General features: G+C 54.4%; 12 protein-coding genes. 4 read left to right on the plus strand and 8 right to left on the minus strand.

The window, feature by feature from the left end; genetic code table 11:
- Window positions 1-67: 67 nt before the first annotated feature.
- The 8 genes from TX82_RS14940 to TX82_RS02110 form a co-directional block, all read right to left on the minus strand.
- Window positions 68-5,053 carry an MHYT domain-containing protein gene (locus tag TX82_RS14940; RefSeq protein ID WP_005006317.1) on the minus strand — a complete coding sequence of 1,662 codons (4,986 nt, stop codon included), beginning with the start codon at window positions 5,051-5,053 and terminating at the stop codon, window positions 68-70.
- Between the two features lie 447 nt (window positions 5,054-5,500).
- Window positions 5,501-5,881: a VOC family protein gene (locus tag TX82_RS02080; RefSeq protein ID WP_005006323.1), complete on the minus strand. Its 381-nt coding sequence runs from the start codon at window positions 5,879-5,881 to the stop codon at window positions 5,501-5,503.
- Between the two features lie 209 nt (window positions 5,882-6,090).
- On the minus strand, window positions 6,091-7,209 hold the full coding sequence (locus tag TX82_RS02085; protein ID WP_005006326.1) for a response regulator: 1,119 nt from the start codon (window positions 7,207-7,209) through the stop codon (window positions 6,091-6,093).
- A 503-nt stretch (window positions 7,210-7,712) separates the two neighbouring features.
- On the minus strand, window positions 7,713-8,192 hold the full coding sequence (locus tag TX82_RS02090; RefSeq protein ID WP_084603918.1) for a response regulator: 480 nt from the start codon (window positions 8,190-8,192) through the stop codon (window positions 7,713-7,715).
- Between the two features lie 451 nt (window positions 8,193-8,643).
- The gene (locus TX82_RS02095; protein WP_005006327.1) at window positions 8,644-9,294 is read right to left on the minus strand and encodes a response regulator; all 651 of its coding nucleotides are present in this window, start codon (window positions 9,292-9,294) and stop codon (window positions 8,644-8,646) included.
- A complete protein-coding gene (locus TX82_RS14945; RefSeq protein WP_005006330.1) occupies window positions 9,287-11,122 on the minus strand; it encodes a CHASE sensor domain-containing protein in 1,836 nt (611 codons plus the stop codon). Before TX82_RS14945 ends, TX82_RS02095 begins: the two co-directional genes overlap by 8 nt.
- A gap of 6 nt (window positions 11,123-11,128) precedes the next feature.
- The gene (locus TX82_RS02105) at window positions 11,129-11,635 is read right to left on the minus strand and encodes a YfiR family protein (RefSeq protein ID WP_187291892.1); all 507 of its coding nucleotides are present in this window, start codon (window positions 11,633-11,635) and stop codon (window positions 11,129-11,131) included.
- Between the two features lie 81 nt (window positions 11,636-11,716).
- Window positions 11,717-13,657 (minus strand): TonB-dependent receptor plug domain-containing protein, encoded by a 1,941-nt coding sequence (locus TX82_RS02110; RefSeq protein WP_187291893.1) that lies wholly within the window; start codon window positions 13,655-13,657, stop codon window positions 11,717-11,719.
- A 513-nt stretch (window positions 13,658-14,170) separates the two neighbouring features.
- On the opposite strand from TX82_RS02110, the gene TX82_RS02115 reads away from it, so the two are divergent.
- From TX82_RS02115 to TX82_RS02135, 4 genes are all read left to right on the plus strand, one after another.
- Entirely contained in the window at window positions 14,171-14,401 is a 231-nt protein-coding gene (locus tag TX82_RS02115) for a hypothetical protein (protein WP_005006339.1), read from the plus strand.
- 208 nt (window positions 14,402-14,609) lie between these two features.
- Window positions 14,610-15,608 (plus strand): TOMM precursor leader peptide-binding protein, encoded by a 999-nt coding sequence (locus tag TX82_RS02120; protein ID WP_042250342.1) that lies wholly within the window; start codon window positions 14,610-14,612, stop codon window positions 15,606-15,608.
- Window positions 15,595-16,779: a YcaO-like family protein gene (locus TX82_RS14950; RefSeq protein WP_005006344.1), complete on the plus strand. Its 1,185-nt coding sequence runs from the start codon at window positions 15,595-15,597 to the stop codon at window positions 16,777-16,779. Before TX82_RS02120 ends, TX82_RS14950 begins: the two co-directional genes overlap by 14 nt.
- A 215-nt stretch (window positions 16,780-16,994) precedes the next feature.
- A complete protein-coding gene (locus tag TX82_RS02135; protein ID WP_052338167.1) occupies window positions 16,995-17,813 on the plus strand; it encodes a SagB/ThcOx family dehydrogenase in 819 nt (272 codons plus the stop codon).
- Window positions 17,814-17,955: the final 142 nt, after the last annotated feature.

Here is a 17,955-nt window from a genome sequence, read left to right on the forward strand (position 1 = left end):
GACCGTTCACCCCCCAATCATTCAGTCCAGTGTTCCTTTATTAATAATCGGCACGCGCCAACCGAAATCACTGCGAAGTCACCCCGGATGTCTGGCACTGCCGTTTTCTCTGCCAGGTGATTTTCTGCAGCACCTGCAACGCTTCATCAAACTGGTATACTTCGATGTATTTATTGAGACGCTTCCAATCGTCGTGCAGGGGAGACCCTTCCAGGTAGCCCCGGAGCGCGGCGACTCGAACCGTGGCCCGGCTGTCACTTTCTTCCAGCAGGGACTGGAGGTTATGTAACAGGATTCCCGCCTGCTCATTGCACATCGAGTTTCGTGAAGACAGCGGAATCAACGGTTCGCGAACCGGCTTGTCCACCCCACTCCATTTGCCGAGCGGGTCCATGACCTCCTCCAGGGAATTCAGAAACCCCCGCAACTGGTTTTCATGATCTTTCCTGTCGCCCGCCTTCAATGCTTGCTCCAACATTTCCGCCTGATCGAACAAAGTATCGGCTCCCATGTTGCCCGCCACACCCTTGAGGTCGTGTACCGCCATACGCAAACCCAGCGTGTCTTTATTTTCGAACGCGGACCGAATCTTCTCCCCGTCTCCCGCATGCTTCTCATAAAAATCGACGAGGGTTTTCCGGTACCGCTCGGGGTTGCCTCCCATCCGTTTCAAACCGATTTCCACGTTGAGGCCTGGGATGACGGGGAAACCGTTGTCGGAAGTCTCGACTGCGTCTTGGCGCATTCTCTCCATAGGAGGTTTGGCGGTTTTTTCTTCCATCGGGGGAGGCTCCGCAGGCTTTTCGGATTCAGCGCGGGCGGGGCTTTTTATCCACCGGCTCAACGTTTTGTACATGGATTCCGGGTCGATGGGTTTGGTCACATGGTCGTTCATGCCCGCCTCCGCCGTGCGTTCGCGGTCCCCCGTCATCGCGTTCGCGGTCAGCGCGATCACCGGCAGGCTCTCGAACTTTTTGTCCTGACGGATCTGCCGCGCCGCTTCGAGCCCGTCCATCACCGGCATCTGCAGGTCCATCAGAACCATGTCGAACTCTTCGGATGACAGCCGATCGACCGCCGCCTTCCCGTTGTCCACAATGGTGACGTCGAAACCGACTTTCTGCAAAAGTTCCTCCACTACCTCCTGGTTGATTTCGTTGTCCTCTGCAACCAGCACCCGGCAGCCATGGAACGTTGTGGGATCAAACGCGCTTTCCGGCTTGCAGGCAGCGCTCCGCATCATTTGGGAGTCCTTGTTGTAGAAGAGGCTGGTGACCATGTCGAACAACTGCGAAAGACGGACGGGTTTCACCAACACCCCGTCGATCGCTTCCCCCTCCACCGTCACCAGTTGCAGGTATTCCAGTTGCGGAGCCACCAGGACTAATTTCATTTGTTCGGATTGCGGGTTGCTTGCTTTCAGTCGCGCACAAACCTCGCTCCAGTTGGATTGCACCAGGCCCAGGTCCAGAAGAACAAAATGATAGGGATTCGCCGATTCCGCCTGTGTCAATATCCGCTCCCCTCTTTCCAAAGTCGAAGCGTAATCCGTGTCAAACGAGACGGACCTCAGCATCCCTTCCAGCATTTTTCCGAAAACCGGATTGCTCTCGATCACGAGGGCCCGATTCTTGATTTTATGGCTTTGCCTTGTGGCTCTTTCCAGTTCTTCCTGCTCGCACTCGAAGGGCAGGGCCACGGTGAAAGTCGTGCCTTCTCCCGGCTCGCTTTCCACATGGATGCGTCCCCGCATCAGTCCCACAAGTTGCCGGGTGATGGCGAGGCCCAGGCCCGTGCCCCCGTACTTCCGGGTGGTGGACGCGTCCGCCTGCGTGAACGCCCCGAACACCCCCTGTATCTGGTCCTCCGCCATGCCGATTCCCGTATCCTGAACCACAAATTTCAATTCCACCCGGTTTTGCTTGGCATTGGGACTCTCCACCAAATCGGTATACACCGCCACGGTGCCCTTGCTGGTGAATTTGAGTGCGTTGCTGACGAGGTTGGTCAACACCTGGGCGACCCGCAGGGGATCGCCGATCACCCTGCCTGGAACCATGGGAGAACAGAAAAAAACCAGTTCGGTCTCACACTCCTCCGCAAAATAAGTCTGCTGCTGGGAAATATGTTCCAGGGTTTCACGGATTTCGAAAGGAATCATCTCCAGGTCCAGCTTGCCCGCTTCCACCTTGGAGAAATCGAGGATGTCGTTGATGATGCCCAGCAGGTTCTGTCCGGATTTTTCAATTTTTTCCAGATAGCCCTTTTGTTTCGGAGGCATTTCGTTTTGCAGGGCCAGGTGGGCCAGCCCCAGGATCGCGTTCATGGGAGTGCGGATTTCGTGACTCATGTTGGCCAGAAACCGGCTCTTGGCTTCATTGGCGGAAATCGCCTCCGTCTGGGCCTGCATCAATTCCTCTTCTATGGCCTTGCGCGCATGGATGTTCGTGTGCGTGCCCACCGCCCGCACGACGTTGCCCTCTTCATCCCGCTCGACGGTTTTTCCCCGCGTCAGAACCCAGCGGTAACTTCCGTCCTTGTGAACTAAGCGCACTTCGAATTCGAAATTCTCGTTTGATTGCTCCAGATGTGCTTGGATCAACTCCCCGTAACATTCCCGGTCCTCCGGATGGATCCGGTCGAAAAAGGTGGCGTTGGTATGGGGCAATTCATCGGGCTCGTACCCCAGCATGGCCATCCACTGCGGGCTGAAATAACAAGTTCCCGTCCTCCTGTCATCGTCCCAGATGCCGTCCTGCGTGGCATCCAGGACCAGCGAAAACCGTTCCTCGCTTTTGCGGAGGTCTTCCTCGGCCTTCATGCGGCGGGAGATGTCCCGGATCACCTTGAACACGACCGGGCCTTCCTGCGTGGAGATGTGGCCTTCCATCACCTCGATCGGGAACTGGGTGCCGTCTTTCTTTTTGTGATACCGCAATGCCACTGCGCTGAGGCGCCCTTCCCGCAATTCGCGGAACGTAGCCGCCGTCCCTTCCGGGTCGGCGGACAGGTCGTCCACTCTCAGGGCCAGCAACTCGTCCCGCGTGTAGCCGTACAGTTTTTCAGCCGCCGGGTTGGCGTCCCGGATCTGCCGGGTCTCCGCATCGCAGATCAGGATGGTGTCCGCCTCGGCCAAAAACAGCTTGCGGAACTTTTCCGCTTCGTCCCTCGCCCGGATTTCATTGTCCTGAAGCTCGGCCCGCCGCTTTTCGGTTTCCGCCTGCCGCCGTTTCAAAACCAGCGTCACGACCACCGCAAAAAACAACACGAACAGGAGGGCGACAAAAATCCTCTCCAGGGTCCGGGAAGACCGGTAGGCCTCGTCGAAGTCCATTTCCGTGGCGATGCCAACATTGTATTCAGGCAACCAGGTCCAGGCTCCCACCACCGGGACGCCGCGGTAATCCCGGTAACCGTCCACGTCCAGCCCGCTTTCCCCTTTCAGGGCGCTTTGGATCATGCGGGTGAAGGGTTGCTGGTCGCGCGGAAGCGTGGGACGGTGCCCTTGCAGAATGTTTCCTCCGGGATTGCGGATCTGAACTTTCATGGTGGTCTGGCTCGGAAGATGCTGGCTCATCCCGATCCGTTTAAGGTGACCGAGGAACCGGCTTCCCCCGATCATGTAGCCTTGGGAATTGAACGCGTAGGCTTCCCCCGATTCGCCAAAAAAAGACACTTCCAGCGATTTTCCGAAAGCCTTGATCGGACGCAGGCGAAAGCCCAGCACGGCGATGACCTCCCCGTTTTCATTGAAAACCGGAGAGGCGGTGAAAATGGTGGGCTGGTTATCGCGGTCCACCCCGTCCAGGTCCGGAAGCTGCACTTCGCCCCAGAAGGGAGAGGAAAAAACCACCTCGCCCCGCATCGCTTCCTTGACGAATTCCTTGTCCTTCAACAGGGACCTGCCGACGGGTTCATCCAGCAGGGCCGCCATGGTGAGCCCGGAAGGGTGAACGACCACAAAGCCGACGTGGTCCTGGTTCTTGTGAAACGGTCCCAGTATTCTCCGCAAATCGCTGAGCTCCCTGGATGCCATCAATTCGTTCTTGGTGGTCATTCCGTTTGAAACTTTTTCGGCGAGGGATTGGATGTTCTTCTGGATGCGCGGATCCCGGCTCCAGAATTTCGCCACCTGCATTTCGCGCTGGACCAGGGCACGGACGGACGCCACGTTGGTTTTCAGATTCGTGTTGAGCAGGTTGGCGATGTTGCTTTTGATTTCGCGGTCCACCAGCTGGAAACCGCCCCAGCCGATGACGATCATGAAAAAGCAGAACATGACCGGCAAAACCGTGATGGAGGAGTATTCCTCAAGGAACAACGCCATGGTGAGAATGAAAAACGTCATCAGCACCACCGACAGCGCCAGGTTGTCTTTGTCGATGACCACTTCCAAATCATGGATCAGTTCCGGCGACGGGACAAACACCGAGGCGGCCATGCCGGTGTAATGCATGCCCGCCACGGCCAGCCCCATAACCATGGCGGACACCAACTTGAAGGCAAATCCGCTGAAGGAGCCGCCTTCCCGGAATTTCAGAATGATGTACAGGGCCGCCATGGATGCGGTGACGGCAATCAGAATGGAAAGGAGCAACAAGCCCAGCCTGTAATGCTGACTCGCTTCCAGGGTCATGGCGTGCATGCCGGAGTAATGCATGACGCAGATGCCGGCACCCATGACGAGTCCGCCCAGAACCACTTTCTGGACCATGCGTTCCAATTTAACCGCAAGGTAAAAGCCAATACCGGAGGCCACGATGGCGGCAACCAGGGAAAGGATGGTGATCCACGGATCGTAAGAGACCGGGATAGGAAGGGTGTATGCCAGCATGCCGATAAAGTGCATCGACCAGATGCCGCCGCCCATGCAAACGGCAACGCTTACGATCAGAAAATTTTTGAAAGAGAGTTCTTCTTTCTTGATGCGGTTCATCACATCAAGTGCGGTGTAGGACGCAAATACCGCAATCAGGTAGGAAAGGGCCACAAGGCCATAAGAAAATGTACCTTGAAGGGGCGGGATTTCCTGAGTGATGGCTGGGAAGATCATTTTCCAAGTCCTTCCAAAGAGGCCCCTCGTGAATTTTTGTGGCAATTCAAATGATAAATGGGTTTTCAGGAGAAGGCAATTTCAAAAAGCGGCTCGACACGAACGATTACACGCTGAAAATCAACGAAATAACAACTTTTCACATGACTTCGGAGAAACTAAATCACCCGCCCTCCCCGCAACGGTTTCGAGAATTTTTTCGTCCCAAGGCACTCACCCCAAAACACCTTAAAATCATTGCTCTTTTGGATTGAAACAAAGAGCCAATCCGGTCCGGGCGACGCGGTGGAAGGGCCTGCTACTGGCAAAAAGGAAGAAAATCGAAAAGCTCTACAGGATTCTAAAATCGGAAAGGTGATAGCTGCTTGCAGGGTTGAAAAAAATGCCCGGCGCGACACACAAAAAGAAGGGGAATCAAGGGACAGGTTGAGAACGGGGTGGGACGCTTCACCCACTGCCGTAGGGCCGCGTGAGAATTTCCAGCAGGTGGCCGGACGGTTCCTCGAAGTACACGCCGCGCCCGCCGTCGCGGTGGTTGATCTCTCCCTGCCTCGCCTGCTGGGGGTCGGCCCAGTAAGGCAAGCCGCGTTCCTGAATGCGGCCGAAGATCTGGTCGAACTCCGGTTCGCTCACCAGGAAGGCGTAGTGCTGGGTGTCGATGGTTTCGGTGATTTGCAGGAAATCGAGACTGACGTTGTTGCTGGTTTTGACGATGAGGAAGGGCTCGTACTCTTCAGGAACGGCGAGGCCCAGAATTTCCGCCACGAAGTGCGCGGATTTATTTTTGTCCGCAACATAGATGATGGTGTGGTTCAGCTCGACGCCCATGACGCTTCCCCAATGCCGCCCATGAGGGATGGCGGCACCGATGGATTGAAATCATTCCCACTCAAACCTGTACTTCCATCATAAAAAATCGAAGGAGTGAATTCAATCCATTAACCGGGAGGGAGCGGCTTTCGGATTCCGGCGCAGGCGGAGGGATCGAACCCGCCCGTGCACCGTTTTCGAATGCGTCTGGGAATCGGCATCCCCGGTCACGCACAAAGGGGAAGGGTTTCCAGCTCTTCCTGATGGTCCGCGTAATCAAGGGCGATCTGCATGAAATCCGGTTCGAGGTCCACAAACACGTCGACCATCTCCGGATCGAAATGCGTGCCCCTGCCTTCCAGAATCACTTCCACCGCACGCTTGTGAGGAAAGGGCGGTTTGTAAACCCGCTTGCTGATCAACGCATCGTACACGTCCGCCACGGCCATCAATCTTGCCGACACCGGAATCTCGTCCCCCTTCAACTTGTCCGGATACCCGGTTCCGTCCCAGCGCTCGTGGTGGGAGTAGGCGATTTCCCGGGCGTAACGCAGAAACGAATAGCGGTTGTTTTCCTTGCCGAGCCGCCTTTCGGCTTCGCGAATGGCGTCGCGTCCGTACAGGACGTGCTTGTCCATCTCGCGGGTCTCTTCATAAGTCAACTTTCCCGGTTTGCGCAGAATGCGGTCCTGCACGCCCACTTTGCCGATATCGTGCAACGGTGCGGATTTATAAAGGAGATGGATCACCTCGTCGTCCAGTTCCCCGCGAAACCGCGGAAGGTCGCGTAAATTCTCGGCGAGCAGGCGGACATAGTTTTTGGTGCGCGCGATGTGGCCGCCGGTTTCATTGTCCCGGTACTCGGCGAGGGTCGCCAGCCCGGCAATGGTGACGTCCTGCGTGTTTTCAAGTTCCCGCGTCTTTTCTTTGACCAGGTTTTCGAGCAGCCGCTTTTGGTTGTACAAAGCAAGATGGGTCTGGACGCGGGCCATCACGATGGGAACGCTGATGGGTTTGGTGATGAAGTCCACCGCACCCACTTCAAACCCCTTCGTTTCGCTGTGCACCTCATTCATTGCGGTCAGGAAAATAACCGGGATGTTTCTGGAAACCGGGTGAGACTTCAGTCTCCGGCACACCTCGTAGCCGTCCATGCCGGGCATCAGGATGTCGAGCAGAATCAGCTCCGGCGGATTTTCAGACTGTGCCAGACGCAATCCTTCTTCTCCGTGGGTTGCGACCTGCACCAGGTACTCCTCTTTTAACAATTCCACCATGAGGTGGAGGTTGTCCGCCGAATCGTCAATAACCATTACAGTGGGTTTGTGGGTTTCGGAAGCGAACATAGTCCATCCCCTTCTCTTTTTTGAGGGTTGTATATTCAAAAACCAGAATTTTTTTGGGTAGAGGCCAAGCCTTACGAGACTTATCGGGAAAACATTTGAAACCCTTTACACAAAAAAGGCCTTCATCGTGATTTTCTTTTACCAGGAAGGCAAAATGCCCGCGGGGGCTGCGGGGCACCGTAGATTTACAGCAATATTTTCAATTGCTTCTGGAGTGGAAGGCAGACCAGGTTGGTCGCGGGAACGGAGGCGGGCTCTTGGAAAAAAAAGGCCCTGCACCTTGAAAAGATACAGGGCCTTTTCCGTTTGGGAGGCTCCAGACTTCGAAGGAAGGGGAAGAAGTCTACCGTCCCGCGAGTAAGCCCGGCAATGACGCCGGGGCTTTCATCATTATTTTATTGTGCCGACCCTGGATTCTGGCGAGTGCCTGCAAATATCTTTTTTCGGAAACGTCCTTCCTGATTGTATCGCCCCGCAGGCACTTTTTTCCGCCGCCGGGTGGGTCAACCCGCTGTCGCGGCAGAATATTCTTTTCCGTACCTCGACCGCTTCCCGGATAACTCCCGAAGCAGGTTCTCCAGAATGCGGGACTGCTGGTGAAGTTTCAGATGGGTCCTGATACGAGCCTGAACGATGGGAATGCTGATCGGCTTGGTGATGTAGTCCAGGGCCCCGACCTCGAACCCCTTGGCCACATCCTTGAGTTCGTGCAGTGCAGACAGAAAGATCACCGGAATATTTTTAGAAACCGGGTGCGTTTTAAGACGGCGGCACACTTCATACCCATTCATCTCCGGCATCATGATGTCCAACAGAATCAAATCCGGAGGCCGGTGCGACTGGGCGAGCCGGAGCCCCTGCTTGCCGTCGACAGCGACTTGAATTTCGTAGTCATTCTTCAAAACCTCAACCATGAGCTTCAAATAATCCAACGAATCATCAATCAACAATACTGTGGGCCGTCTGGTTTCTACAGGAGTCATGATGCTTTTCTTTCGCAAAAGGGAGTAATGGACTTCTTCGGCCCGATACCAAATACCTGCCAGTTCGTGCCGCTCTTTTTCGTATGTTATGAAGTTTATAGTCTGGAAGGGTTGGGAACAATCGTCCGGCTTGCTATTGATTTTTAGAATAAGCGAGGAACAATCTAGTAATTTTTAAGGGGTTACTAGTACTTATTCGGAGACCGGGTAAATACGGGGAAAACCGGGAGGAAGGTTCTCGATGCAATCCGCTGAAAATCAGGGGCATTGCCGCCTCCCCACCTGTTCCGTTAAGGCCGGCATCACCAGGGAGCCTTCTGCTTCTCGATCCGTATTCAAAAGCGGATGCGGCTGGTTCAGAAAAAATGGCGTCGGTTTCTACGAAACGGCACTGAAATCCGGCATTGTGCCCAGACAGGACATGCATTCGGGTTTGGTGTGGATGGGTGGATTAAATGATCCCGTTTTTCAAGGCGTACTGGATGATATCCGCGTTATTCTTCATTCCCATTTTCGCCAGGATGTTTCCCCGGTGGGTGCTGACGGTGGTGATCCCCAGCGCCAGTTCATCGGCGATTTCCTTTAATTTCTTTCCCGCCGCAATCTGGCAAAATACCTGGAACTCCCGATCCGTTAAAGTCTCATGGGGGGGTTTGTCCGAGCTGCCGTCCAGGTTGAAAGCCAGTTTTTCCGCCAGGCTGGGGCTGATGTATTTGCCCCCGGCAGAGACCTTGCGCAGGGCATCCACCAGCAGTTCCGGCGCACTGGATTTGGTCAGGTACCCGGAGGCGCCGGCGCGCAGGAAGCGGAGCGCATAGTGATCCTCCGAATAAATGCTCAAAATGATGATGGGCAGTTCCGGAGTCTGGCTTTTCAGCTGAACCAGGGTTTCCCAACCGCTTTTCTCCGGCATGTCAATGTCCATCACCACCACATCGGTTTTGACATTTTTAACCAATTCGAGAACTTCGTTCCCGTTTTCCGCTTCCCCACACACGATCATATCCTCCATTTTAGACAAAACCTGGATCAATCCTTTCCGGACGATGCCATGGTCGTCTGCAATGAGAACATGGATTTTTCCACGAGCAGCACTATTCATAATGGTATATCGGGATTGTAACATGCACGATCGTGCCCTTTCCCTCTTCTCCGCTGATTACCGCCTCGCCTCCCCAATGGAGGGCGCGTTCCTGAATTCCGATCAACCCAAATGATTTCGGGTCGGCCATCTGGTTTTTCGTGATCCCCGCCCCGTTGTCTTCGACTCTCAGCACAAGCTGGTTGCCCTCATTGAACAAATGGACCTGGATTTTGGTTGCTTCCGAATGCCGCGCGACATTGGTCAGCGTTTCCTGGAAAATACGGTATATGGACGTCGCGCAGTCCTTGTTCAAATCGGTCAGGTTGTTCTCGATGATCATTTCACAGTATATACCGGTCCGCTTCTGAAACTCCGTCGCCTGCCATTCAATGGCCTCGTTGATGCCGAAAATATCCAGGATCTGGGGTCTGAGTTCCGTGGTGATGCGTTGAACCGTTTCAATGGTTCTATCGACCAGATGGGACATTTCCTTAATTTTGTTCTTGATAGGCCTCTGGTCCGGCGGAAGGTCGCTGTTGACATTCGTCAGGTCGATTTTCAATGCGGTCAAAGTCTGACCCAGTTCATCATGCACTTCCCTCGCGATCCGTTTGCGCTCCTCCTCCAGCAGGTTCTGCGCATGCGAGTACAGCTTTCGAATCTGCTCGCGTGACACCTTGAGGGCTTCTTCATTTTTCTTCCGTTCGGTAATGTCCCGGAACGTGCCCACAATCCGGGTGGGATTTCCTTCCTTGTCCCTGGCCACGATTTTTCCCCGCACCAGGGTCCATAAAAGGTAGCCCGACTTCGTAATCAAACGACTCTCGTACTCGTAGAGAGGCGTTTTGCCTTCCATATGAGCGTTGGTCGCGCCGACAGCCAGCTCCACGTCCTCCGGATGAAGGAGACTGCGAAAAGATTCAATGTTGGCAGCAAACCCATCGGGTTCATAACCCAGCATGGAATAACACCCCGGACTGAAGAACACCTCTCCGGTGGTCACATCCCAGTCCCACACACCGTCGGTAATGGCCTCCAGTGCCAGCTTGAGCCGCTCTTCACTGTCCCGCAACGCCTCCTCGGAACGCTGGCGTTCCAGCATCTCGTTTGTCAATTGCCGGTTGGCGGCGGAGAGCGCGGACTCCCGCTTTTCAATTTGCGACACCATTTCGTTAAAACCATTGAACAGCATTCCCAGCTCGTCCTGGTTTTGGTGCTTGACCCTCAAAGAATAATTGGGTTCCTGTGAAATCTGCAGGGTTGTGTTCGCCAGGGAAAGAATGGGATTGGAAATGATGCTTTGAAGTTTGAATGCGATGGCCACCGATACCAGAACGGTGACGAAAAGAATGCCCCCAATCAGAAAAATGTAGTTGGACAGGACTTCTTCATATTCCTTCAGGTGAGCCTTCAGGTAAATCCTGCCTATGACTTTGTCATTCAGCATGATCGGCCGGATCAGCTCCAGGCTGTTGTTATACGATGCCTGTCCTTCCTGATCGACCGGAAAAGAGGGGGGAGAGATTTTGACGTTTTCATCCAGCCGGTAGGTGACGAAAGAATCCCCATCTGCATCGTACAAAACCGCGTACATAATTTGAGGATCGACCTTCAGGGAAGAAAGAATATTTTCCGCGGCATTAGGGTCTTCGAAATAAACCGCGGCGCGGCTGTTCGCACCCACGGTCTGCGCCAGGATATCCAGGTTCCTTACCAGGCTCTTGCGAAACAGCTTCAGGTCGTTATAGAGGAAGATGGAACTGCACAGGGCGAAGGTAATCAGCGTCATGGTAAGCAGGATCAGGATCAGCTTGCTTTTTATGGAAAGATCACCAAAAGTTTTCATAACCCGTCACTCATCGACCAGGATGGCCAGGTTTAGAAGTTCCGAACTGATCTTGATATTTCTGTCTTCCACGGCACTTCGGTTGATTTTAAACCGGATCTTGTTATTTAGGATCACAAAATTGATTCCCACGCCGCGCCGGGAAAAACCCGGGGTGTCTCCGATAAACAGGATGGGCATACCCTTTGTGCGATGAAGCATCTCTTCCAGATTATTATCCTCCGATTTACCGATATAAACCATGTGACAGGAGTCCAAATGCGAGCCGGAGGAAAATATTTTTACGATTAGCTTGTTCCGAAAAACCCCTTCCTTCTGAGCCAGATCGAACAGGCTCCCGAAAGGGTTGCTGCCCACCACGCACAGGACAAACTGGGGTTCACTGTTGTGGATCATTTTTTCTTCCGGCCACTGGATGAATTCGAAAAACTTCAAGATGATACTGGTCTTCAGGAGGTATTCACGCGGGACGGCCTCCTCGCTGTAGGCATTGGGTGTTTTATGTAAAAACACCGGCCAAACAGCCAGAAGGGAACAAATAAATAGTTTAAAAAGACCGTGCCTGAGCATTAAGAATACAGTTTCACTGAGTGTCTAATCAAAATTCATGGTGACTTTAAAATAGAAGCTTCTCTGGGTTTCTGTAGAGGCTTCCAGCAGTTCCGTCAATTCAGGATGGGCATTGTCCTGAAGGTTTTGGGCCACGAGGGACAATTCCAGGTCATCCACGGGTTTCCATCCCAAGCGCAAATCGACCCGTGTGTAGGCTGGTATTCTTCGGGAGGAGTTTCTGGATACGTAATAGAGGAAGGAATCGAACTCAAAATTGTGCGGAAGGTTCAGGTAGGAGCGGATGTTGAAAATGTGTTCGGGCTCGCCTTCCGCGTCCAGGTCCCCCTCGCTGTTGAAAGCTCCCGGGTTGAACACGTTGGCCAGGAGCGGCTTGAGGTCGATCTTGGTGAACGTGTAGCTTCCCGCAATGCGCCAGTTGGAAAGTGGCTGCCATTGGGCGGCCAGCTCAAAACCAAAGACTTCCCCCTTCAGGGAATTGTCGCTTTTGAAGGGCAAAACCAGATGCGGTGGAGGCGGGGCGGCCTCGAAAAACACCGGGCCGGTGGTGAACTCGATTATTTTGTCATAATCGAAATAGTAAGCCGTGGCATCGAAATTCAATTCCTTTATCGGCTTGTACCGGTATCCGATCTCATAGGCGATCAGTTCCTCCGCGTCCAGATTGTCCTGGTTGCGCTCACGGAGGAGCAGGGGCGGAGCACCCGGGATCAATGCGCGGTTGACCTCCGCCGTCGCCTCCGTGACCGTCGGTATCCTTACGGCGCGTGAAACTGCCGACCACAGGGTGTGCCGCGAGTTCGGAGTCCACACCGTGCGGATACTCGGCTGAAATTCAAAACCGGAAAATTCATTGTGCTCGATCTTGATGCCTGTAATCAGACTCCAGGTGTCGGGCACAAGCGAAATTTCATCATGGATGAAAAAGCCGAACAGGTTGGTGTCCCGGTCCGGAAGGTGGAGGATCTCGGTGCGGTCGAAGTTGAACCGCGTGTAACGGTAGTTGAGTCCCCACGAAACATTGTGGGTCTTGCTCCAGAACTCGGTTAGAAAATCGTACTGGAATTCCAGGTCCGCCTGCTCGACCACGTTGTCAAAAGGAACCCCATCGGCCTTTCGCAACAGGCGGTCGTAATAGGCCTGCACCTTGAAGGCAGAAGCGTCTTCCAGGTACCGGTCCCAGCGCGCCAGGAAGTTGGACCCCCTTTGTGTCGTGGTTCCCTGGAAAGGCGCATTCCCCTGGGAAAGGGACACGAACCGGCTGTTGAAATCCAGGCCGGCATCCAGACTGTAGTGGTCTCCCTGAAAAGTCAGGTGATTTTCCGGGTTCACCTGCCAGTCCGTACGGAACCCGCCTATATACATTTGCTTATCGTCGATGCCGGTGTTGCCATCCGGCCTCAATCCCTCGTCCCGGTCCCGGTACCTTGCGTACGCCCGGTAATTCAATCCTTCCTTATACTCACCCGCATATCGAACGGAACCGAACCCTTTTTCTTCCGTACCCGTGCCACCAGACACCAGAAGCCCGTCGGTGTCGTGAGCGGATTTGGTTATGATGTTGATCACCCCCGCCACGGCATTGGACCCCCACAGGGCCGCTCCAGGTCCGCGGATCACTTCAATGCGGTCGATGTCCTCCAGCATCGTATCCTGACCAATCCAGAACACACCGGCGGCGGAGGGGCTGTACAGGGTGCGGCCATCCATGAGGACCAGTAATTTGTCCGAACCCAGCCTGCGGTTGAATCCCCGGATGGAAATGGCGTAGCGGTTCTGGTTGATCTTTGATACCTGAACACCCGGGACGATGCGCAACGCTTCCATGATGTTCACCGCACCGGTCCTCCGGATATCCTCTTGTGTGACAACATAGATCGCCGAGGCGGTTTCGTGAAGTTTCTGAGGCCGCTTGCTTACGGAAGTCACCACCACTTCCGTCTGCATGAGTTGCTGGAGATCCATCTGGAATAATTGTTTTTCCTCTTCCGTCAACGTTTCGCTTGGCTGAGTGGAACCGGGGATATTTTCTTCAGGATGGGCGGCGGACAGGAAAAAGCAATAAAAGGAAAGCCAAATCAGAGCAAATACAAGGGTTTTGGATTTAAAAGAAATCATAAGCATTCATCTGATGAAAGTGGCCGAAAAGGACTCCTGGTAACAACTATATAATTTAGGCATACCAATTTTTTAACCAGTCCGAACAGGCTTTCTCCCATATGAGCGGCGCTTGATTTTAGCACAAAAAATTAGTAACTTAGCCTTTAAAAACAATAGGTTATAGTAACTATACTATTAAAATATAGTAGTTCCGGGGATTGAATAGTAGTATCCGAAGAGATACATTTATGGTGAATAAGTTGATTTGTAGGGGCTTTCAGGGAACCGGGGCTATAGTCCTCCAACAAGGCCTGAGACGCAAATCAAAGTTGATTTATCCGATTGAATTTATTAAAAATTTATTAAAAGGTGACTGCCATGACCCACAAGAATCTCCAAGACGCTTTGGCCAAAATCTCCAACGATTCCGATTACTGTGAAACCATTGTCGTAGATCCGGAACGCCTGAAAAAAGATTTCGGTCTGGAACACGAGGACATGGACTTTTTGAAAACCGGTGGAATTCCCGGCATGAAGGATGGCGCGATTCGCCCGGTGGCTATCTGCTGCACCTGCTACGCGGCGCCTTCCGATCCGTCCCGGAACTAAACCGTTTGTAATTTTTTTATACTGCCACATCGGCCCACCCGGGAACCATCCACTCTCTCACGTTCTTTGCTCGCTCCCGGGTTCATCTCTAACTGCTTCGTTTCCTCTGCTTCATGGGTATTCTATGAAGGGAGTCCAATACACCCCCTCGGATTATCTTGCCGTCACTCTTCCGAGTCGGCCTTGTTTGGCTCCTTGGGCCACATTGATGGAACTGGAAGACGGTCGTCTTCAGTTTTGCGGAGCGGAATTCAATTACGCTCTGCGGAATGATCTGCTGGTTGAAGCGTTCCACACCATTCATCCCCTGCTGGATGGCAATCATCGGGTAGATGAAATCGCAGATGCCGGGGGCACGGACATCCTGCCCACTACGATCATCTTTCTCCTTAAAATCCTGAGGGCGCATGGCTTGTTACAACAGAGCCTTGCGCCCTCTTTGGTTTCAACCCAAACAGAAGCGCCTCCTCAAAGAAACAGCGAAATCCAATTCATTTCCCATTTTGTATCCGATGCACCCGGTTCATTGGACCAGTTGCAGCATTCGCGAATTGGGGTGGTTGGAGCCAAATCGCTGAAAGACTGCGTCGAAAGCTCCCTGCTTTCCATCGGAATCGACCAGGTCGTCAAAATCGGAATTTCCTCCACAGATCCGGAGTCCAAAACCCTGCAATCGCGTGCGCTGATGAACTTTCTCAAAGGCGTGGACTTTCTCATCGCCTGCCAGGATGCACCGGCTTATTCTTTTTTCGAAATCATCAATTCCGCCTGCCTGGAAGTCCGAAAACCCTGGCTGCACCTCGCGATTGAAGGCACGAAGGCATTGATGGGCCCCACGTTCATTCCGCACCAGTCGGCCTGTTATGTGTGCTATGACAAGCGCATGGCTTCCAATGTGCCGGACCTGGAAATACACGTCGCTTACCAAAAACAACTGGCCGTCCAGCCGCATTCCGGCAACGAAGGTGTGTTTCAGCCTTTGTGGTCCACCCTGGCCGCCCAGGCCGCGATGGAGGTGAGCCGCAACCTGTCCGGGTTTGCCCCGCCCGCAACCATCGGCCGGTTTTATGAAATCCCCTCCACCTCGCCGGTGACGGTCGGGCACGATGTCTTGCGGCTGCCCCGTTGTCCCGCCTGCAAACCAAACCGTCCCCGGCACGAGGCGTGGGACAGCACCTCGCCGGCAAAAGAAAATGGAAACCATTGAAACCGTGCTGAAGGTGCGGCGCTCATCGTCCCGGCCCATCCCGACGTCTATAGAGGATAGCTTGAGGCGGGCCCAACGCCTGGTCAGCGACCGCACCGGGATCATTCAAAAAGTCGAATTCGAGGAACTGGTGTGTGGCGAGCCCAATGTGTTTTTCGCACGCAGTCATCCCGCCAACCTCAAGCCCATCAGCGGCAAGGAAGCATTGAACAACGGCGACGCCGCATCCACCGATCCCGACCGAGCCATCATGAAAGCCGTGGGCGAAAGCATCGAACGGTATTGTAGCGCACAATACGAGGAAGAGGACCTTGTACTGGCTCCTTACCAGGAGTTGGGCAGTCCCGCTGTGGACCCTTCGGATTTTGCCCTGTTCAGCCAATCCCAATATGCTTCGCCGGGGTTCCCCTTCACCGCTCCGGGCACCCAGACACCCTTATGTTGGGCCAGGGGATATTCGCTGACTCACGAAACCCCCACTTTCGTCCCCGCGGCGTTCGTGTACGTTCCATATTATTACCGGGCTCCGGACGAACCCCCCGTTCAGGATTCCATTTCCACCGGGCTGGCCTGCGGACCCAACCTTGCCGCGAGCGTGTACAAGGCCATCTGTGAGGTGATCGAACGCGACGCGTTCATGATCGTCTGGCAAAACCGCCTGCCGCGACCGCGCATCGATCTCGAATCCGTGCACGATCCGTTCGTCCATCAATTGTTGCAGGCATTGGACGGCATCCCCGTTACCTGCAACGCCTTCGTGCTGACCCTGGATATTGCGGTGCCGGTCATCGTGGTCATGCTGCAAAGCACGGAGGGCCAGGTGCCGCACACCGTCATGGGACTCGGCACCTGCCTCAATCCAAACAAAGCTCTGGTACTGGCACTGGAAGAAGCGTTGCTGACCTATATCGGGATGAGCCGGTATGCGCGGAACAACCCGGAATTCCAACCCGATCCCGATTACAGTAACGTGGACAAGCCCACCCTGCACGCCCTGGCCCATGCCCTGCGTCCGGAACTTCGGACCGCCATGGATTTCCTGATGACGTGGCCGGATAAAATTCCGATCCAGAACCTGACGAACCACTTTCAACCGGATATGTCCGCGAACGTGCAGTTCCTTGTGAAACAACTAAAAAATCCAACCTCGATACCGTGGTGCTGGACCTGACCACATCGGATATCGACGAAGCGGGATTCAAAGTGGCCCGGGCGGTGGTGCCCGGGATGCAGCCCCTGGACCTGAATCATGCCCGCCAGCATCTGGGCGGACGCCGATTGTACGAGGTGCCCTATCGGCTGGGGTTGGTCGGGCGCCCGCGGACCGAACACGAAATGAATCCGTACCCACACCCTTTCCCCTGAATTGTGGAGGCATGGCTTGACATGGCCGACATCCTCAAACCCGTCATTGCACTCGGACCTCGGAAAGACCCGGAAAAGGTTTCCTTGTCCGAACTGTATAACGAAAACACCAAACTGCATCCGGATCTGCTGGCCGGCATGATCCCCAGTTCGTTTTCCCGTACCGAACTGGTTGCCATGACGCACGGCTACAAACAGTATTCGCACGTAAAAAAAGTGAAGCTGATACCGAAGGAGGAATTGGGCACCAGCGACCGACCGTTCGATGAGACGATCGCCACACGCCGTTCCATCCGCGATTTCGGGGAAACTCCCCTGAGCCTGCTGGAGCTGTCCAAGGTCCTGCACCAGAGTTACGGCATCACGGGACAGATGCCCATTCCCGGTGGCGGTGTCCAGACCTTGCGCTCCGCCCCTTCCGGTGGCGGCCTCTATCCCGCGGAAATTTACCTGGCGGTGAGGCGGGTGGAATCCGTCGAGCCCGGAATCTATCATTACAACGTGCCACGGCACGAACTCGAACTGCTGGTTCCCGGCGACCCCACCGACGCCGCGTACGAAGCCTGCTGCAACCAGGAGCACGTGCGTCGCGCGGGGGTGGTGGTGATGATCTCCGGGGTGTTCCAGCGCACCAAGCGCAAGTACGGCGAGCGGGGCTACCGCTACGTCCTGCTCGATGTCGGGCATCTGGGACAGAACATTTACCTGTCCTGCCACAACATGGGGCTCGCCGTCATGACCACCTGCGGGTTCTTCGATGACATCGCCAACGACCTGCTCCGCCTCGACGGCGTGGACGAGACCATGCTCTACGTGGCCTTCTTCGGCAAACGCAAATGACGCCTTCGGACCTTCCCAGCGCATCAACCCGAAGGCATAAAAAAAGCCCGCATCTTTGCGGGCTCATAATTTTCCTGGAATTTCATCAGGCTTGAAATGGGTGGAGGCGGGGACCCGGAGACTCCTGAACGGTCTTTGCAAA

The sequence above is a fragment of the Nitrospina gracilis 3/211 genome (genome assembly GCF_000341545.2).
GTDB classification, from domain to species: Bacteria; Nitrospinota; Nitrospinia; order Nitrospinales; family Nitrospinaceae; genus Nitrospina; species Nitrospina gracilis.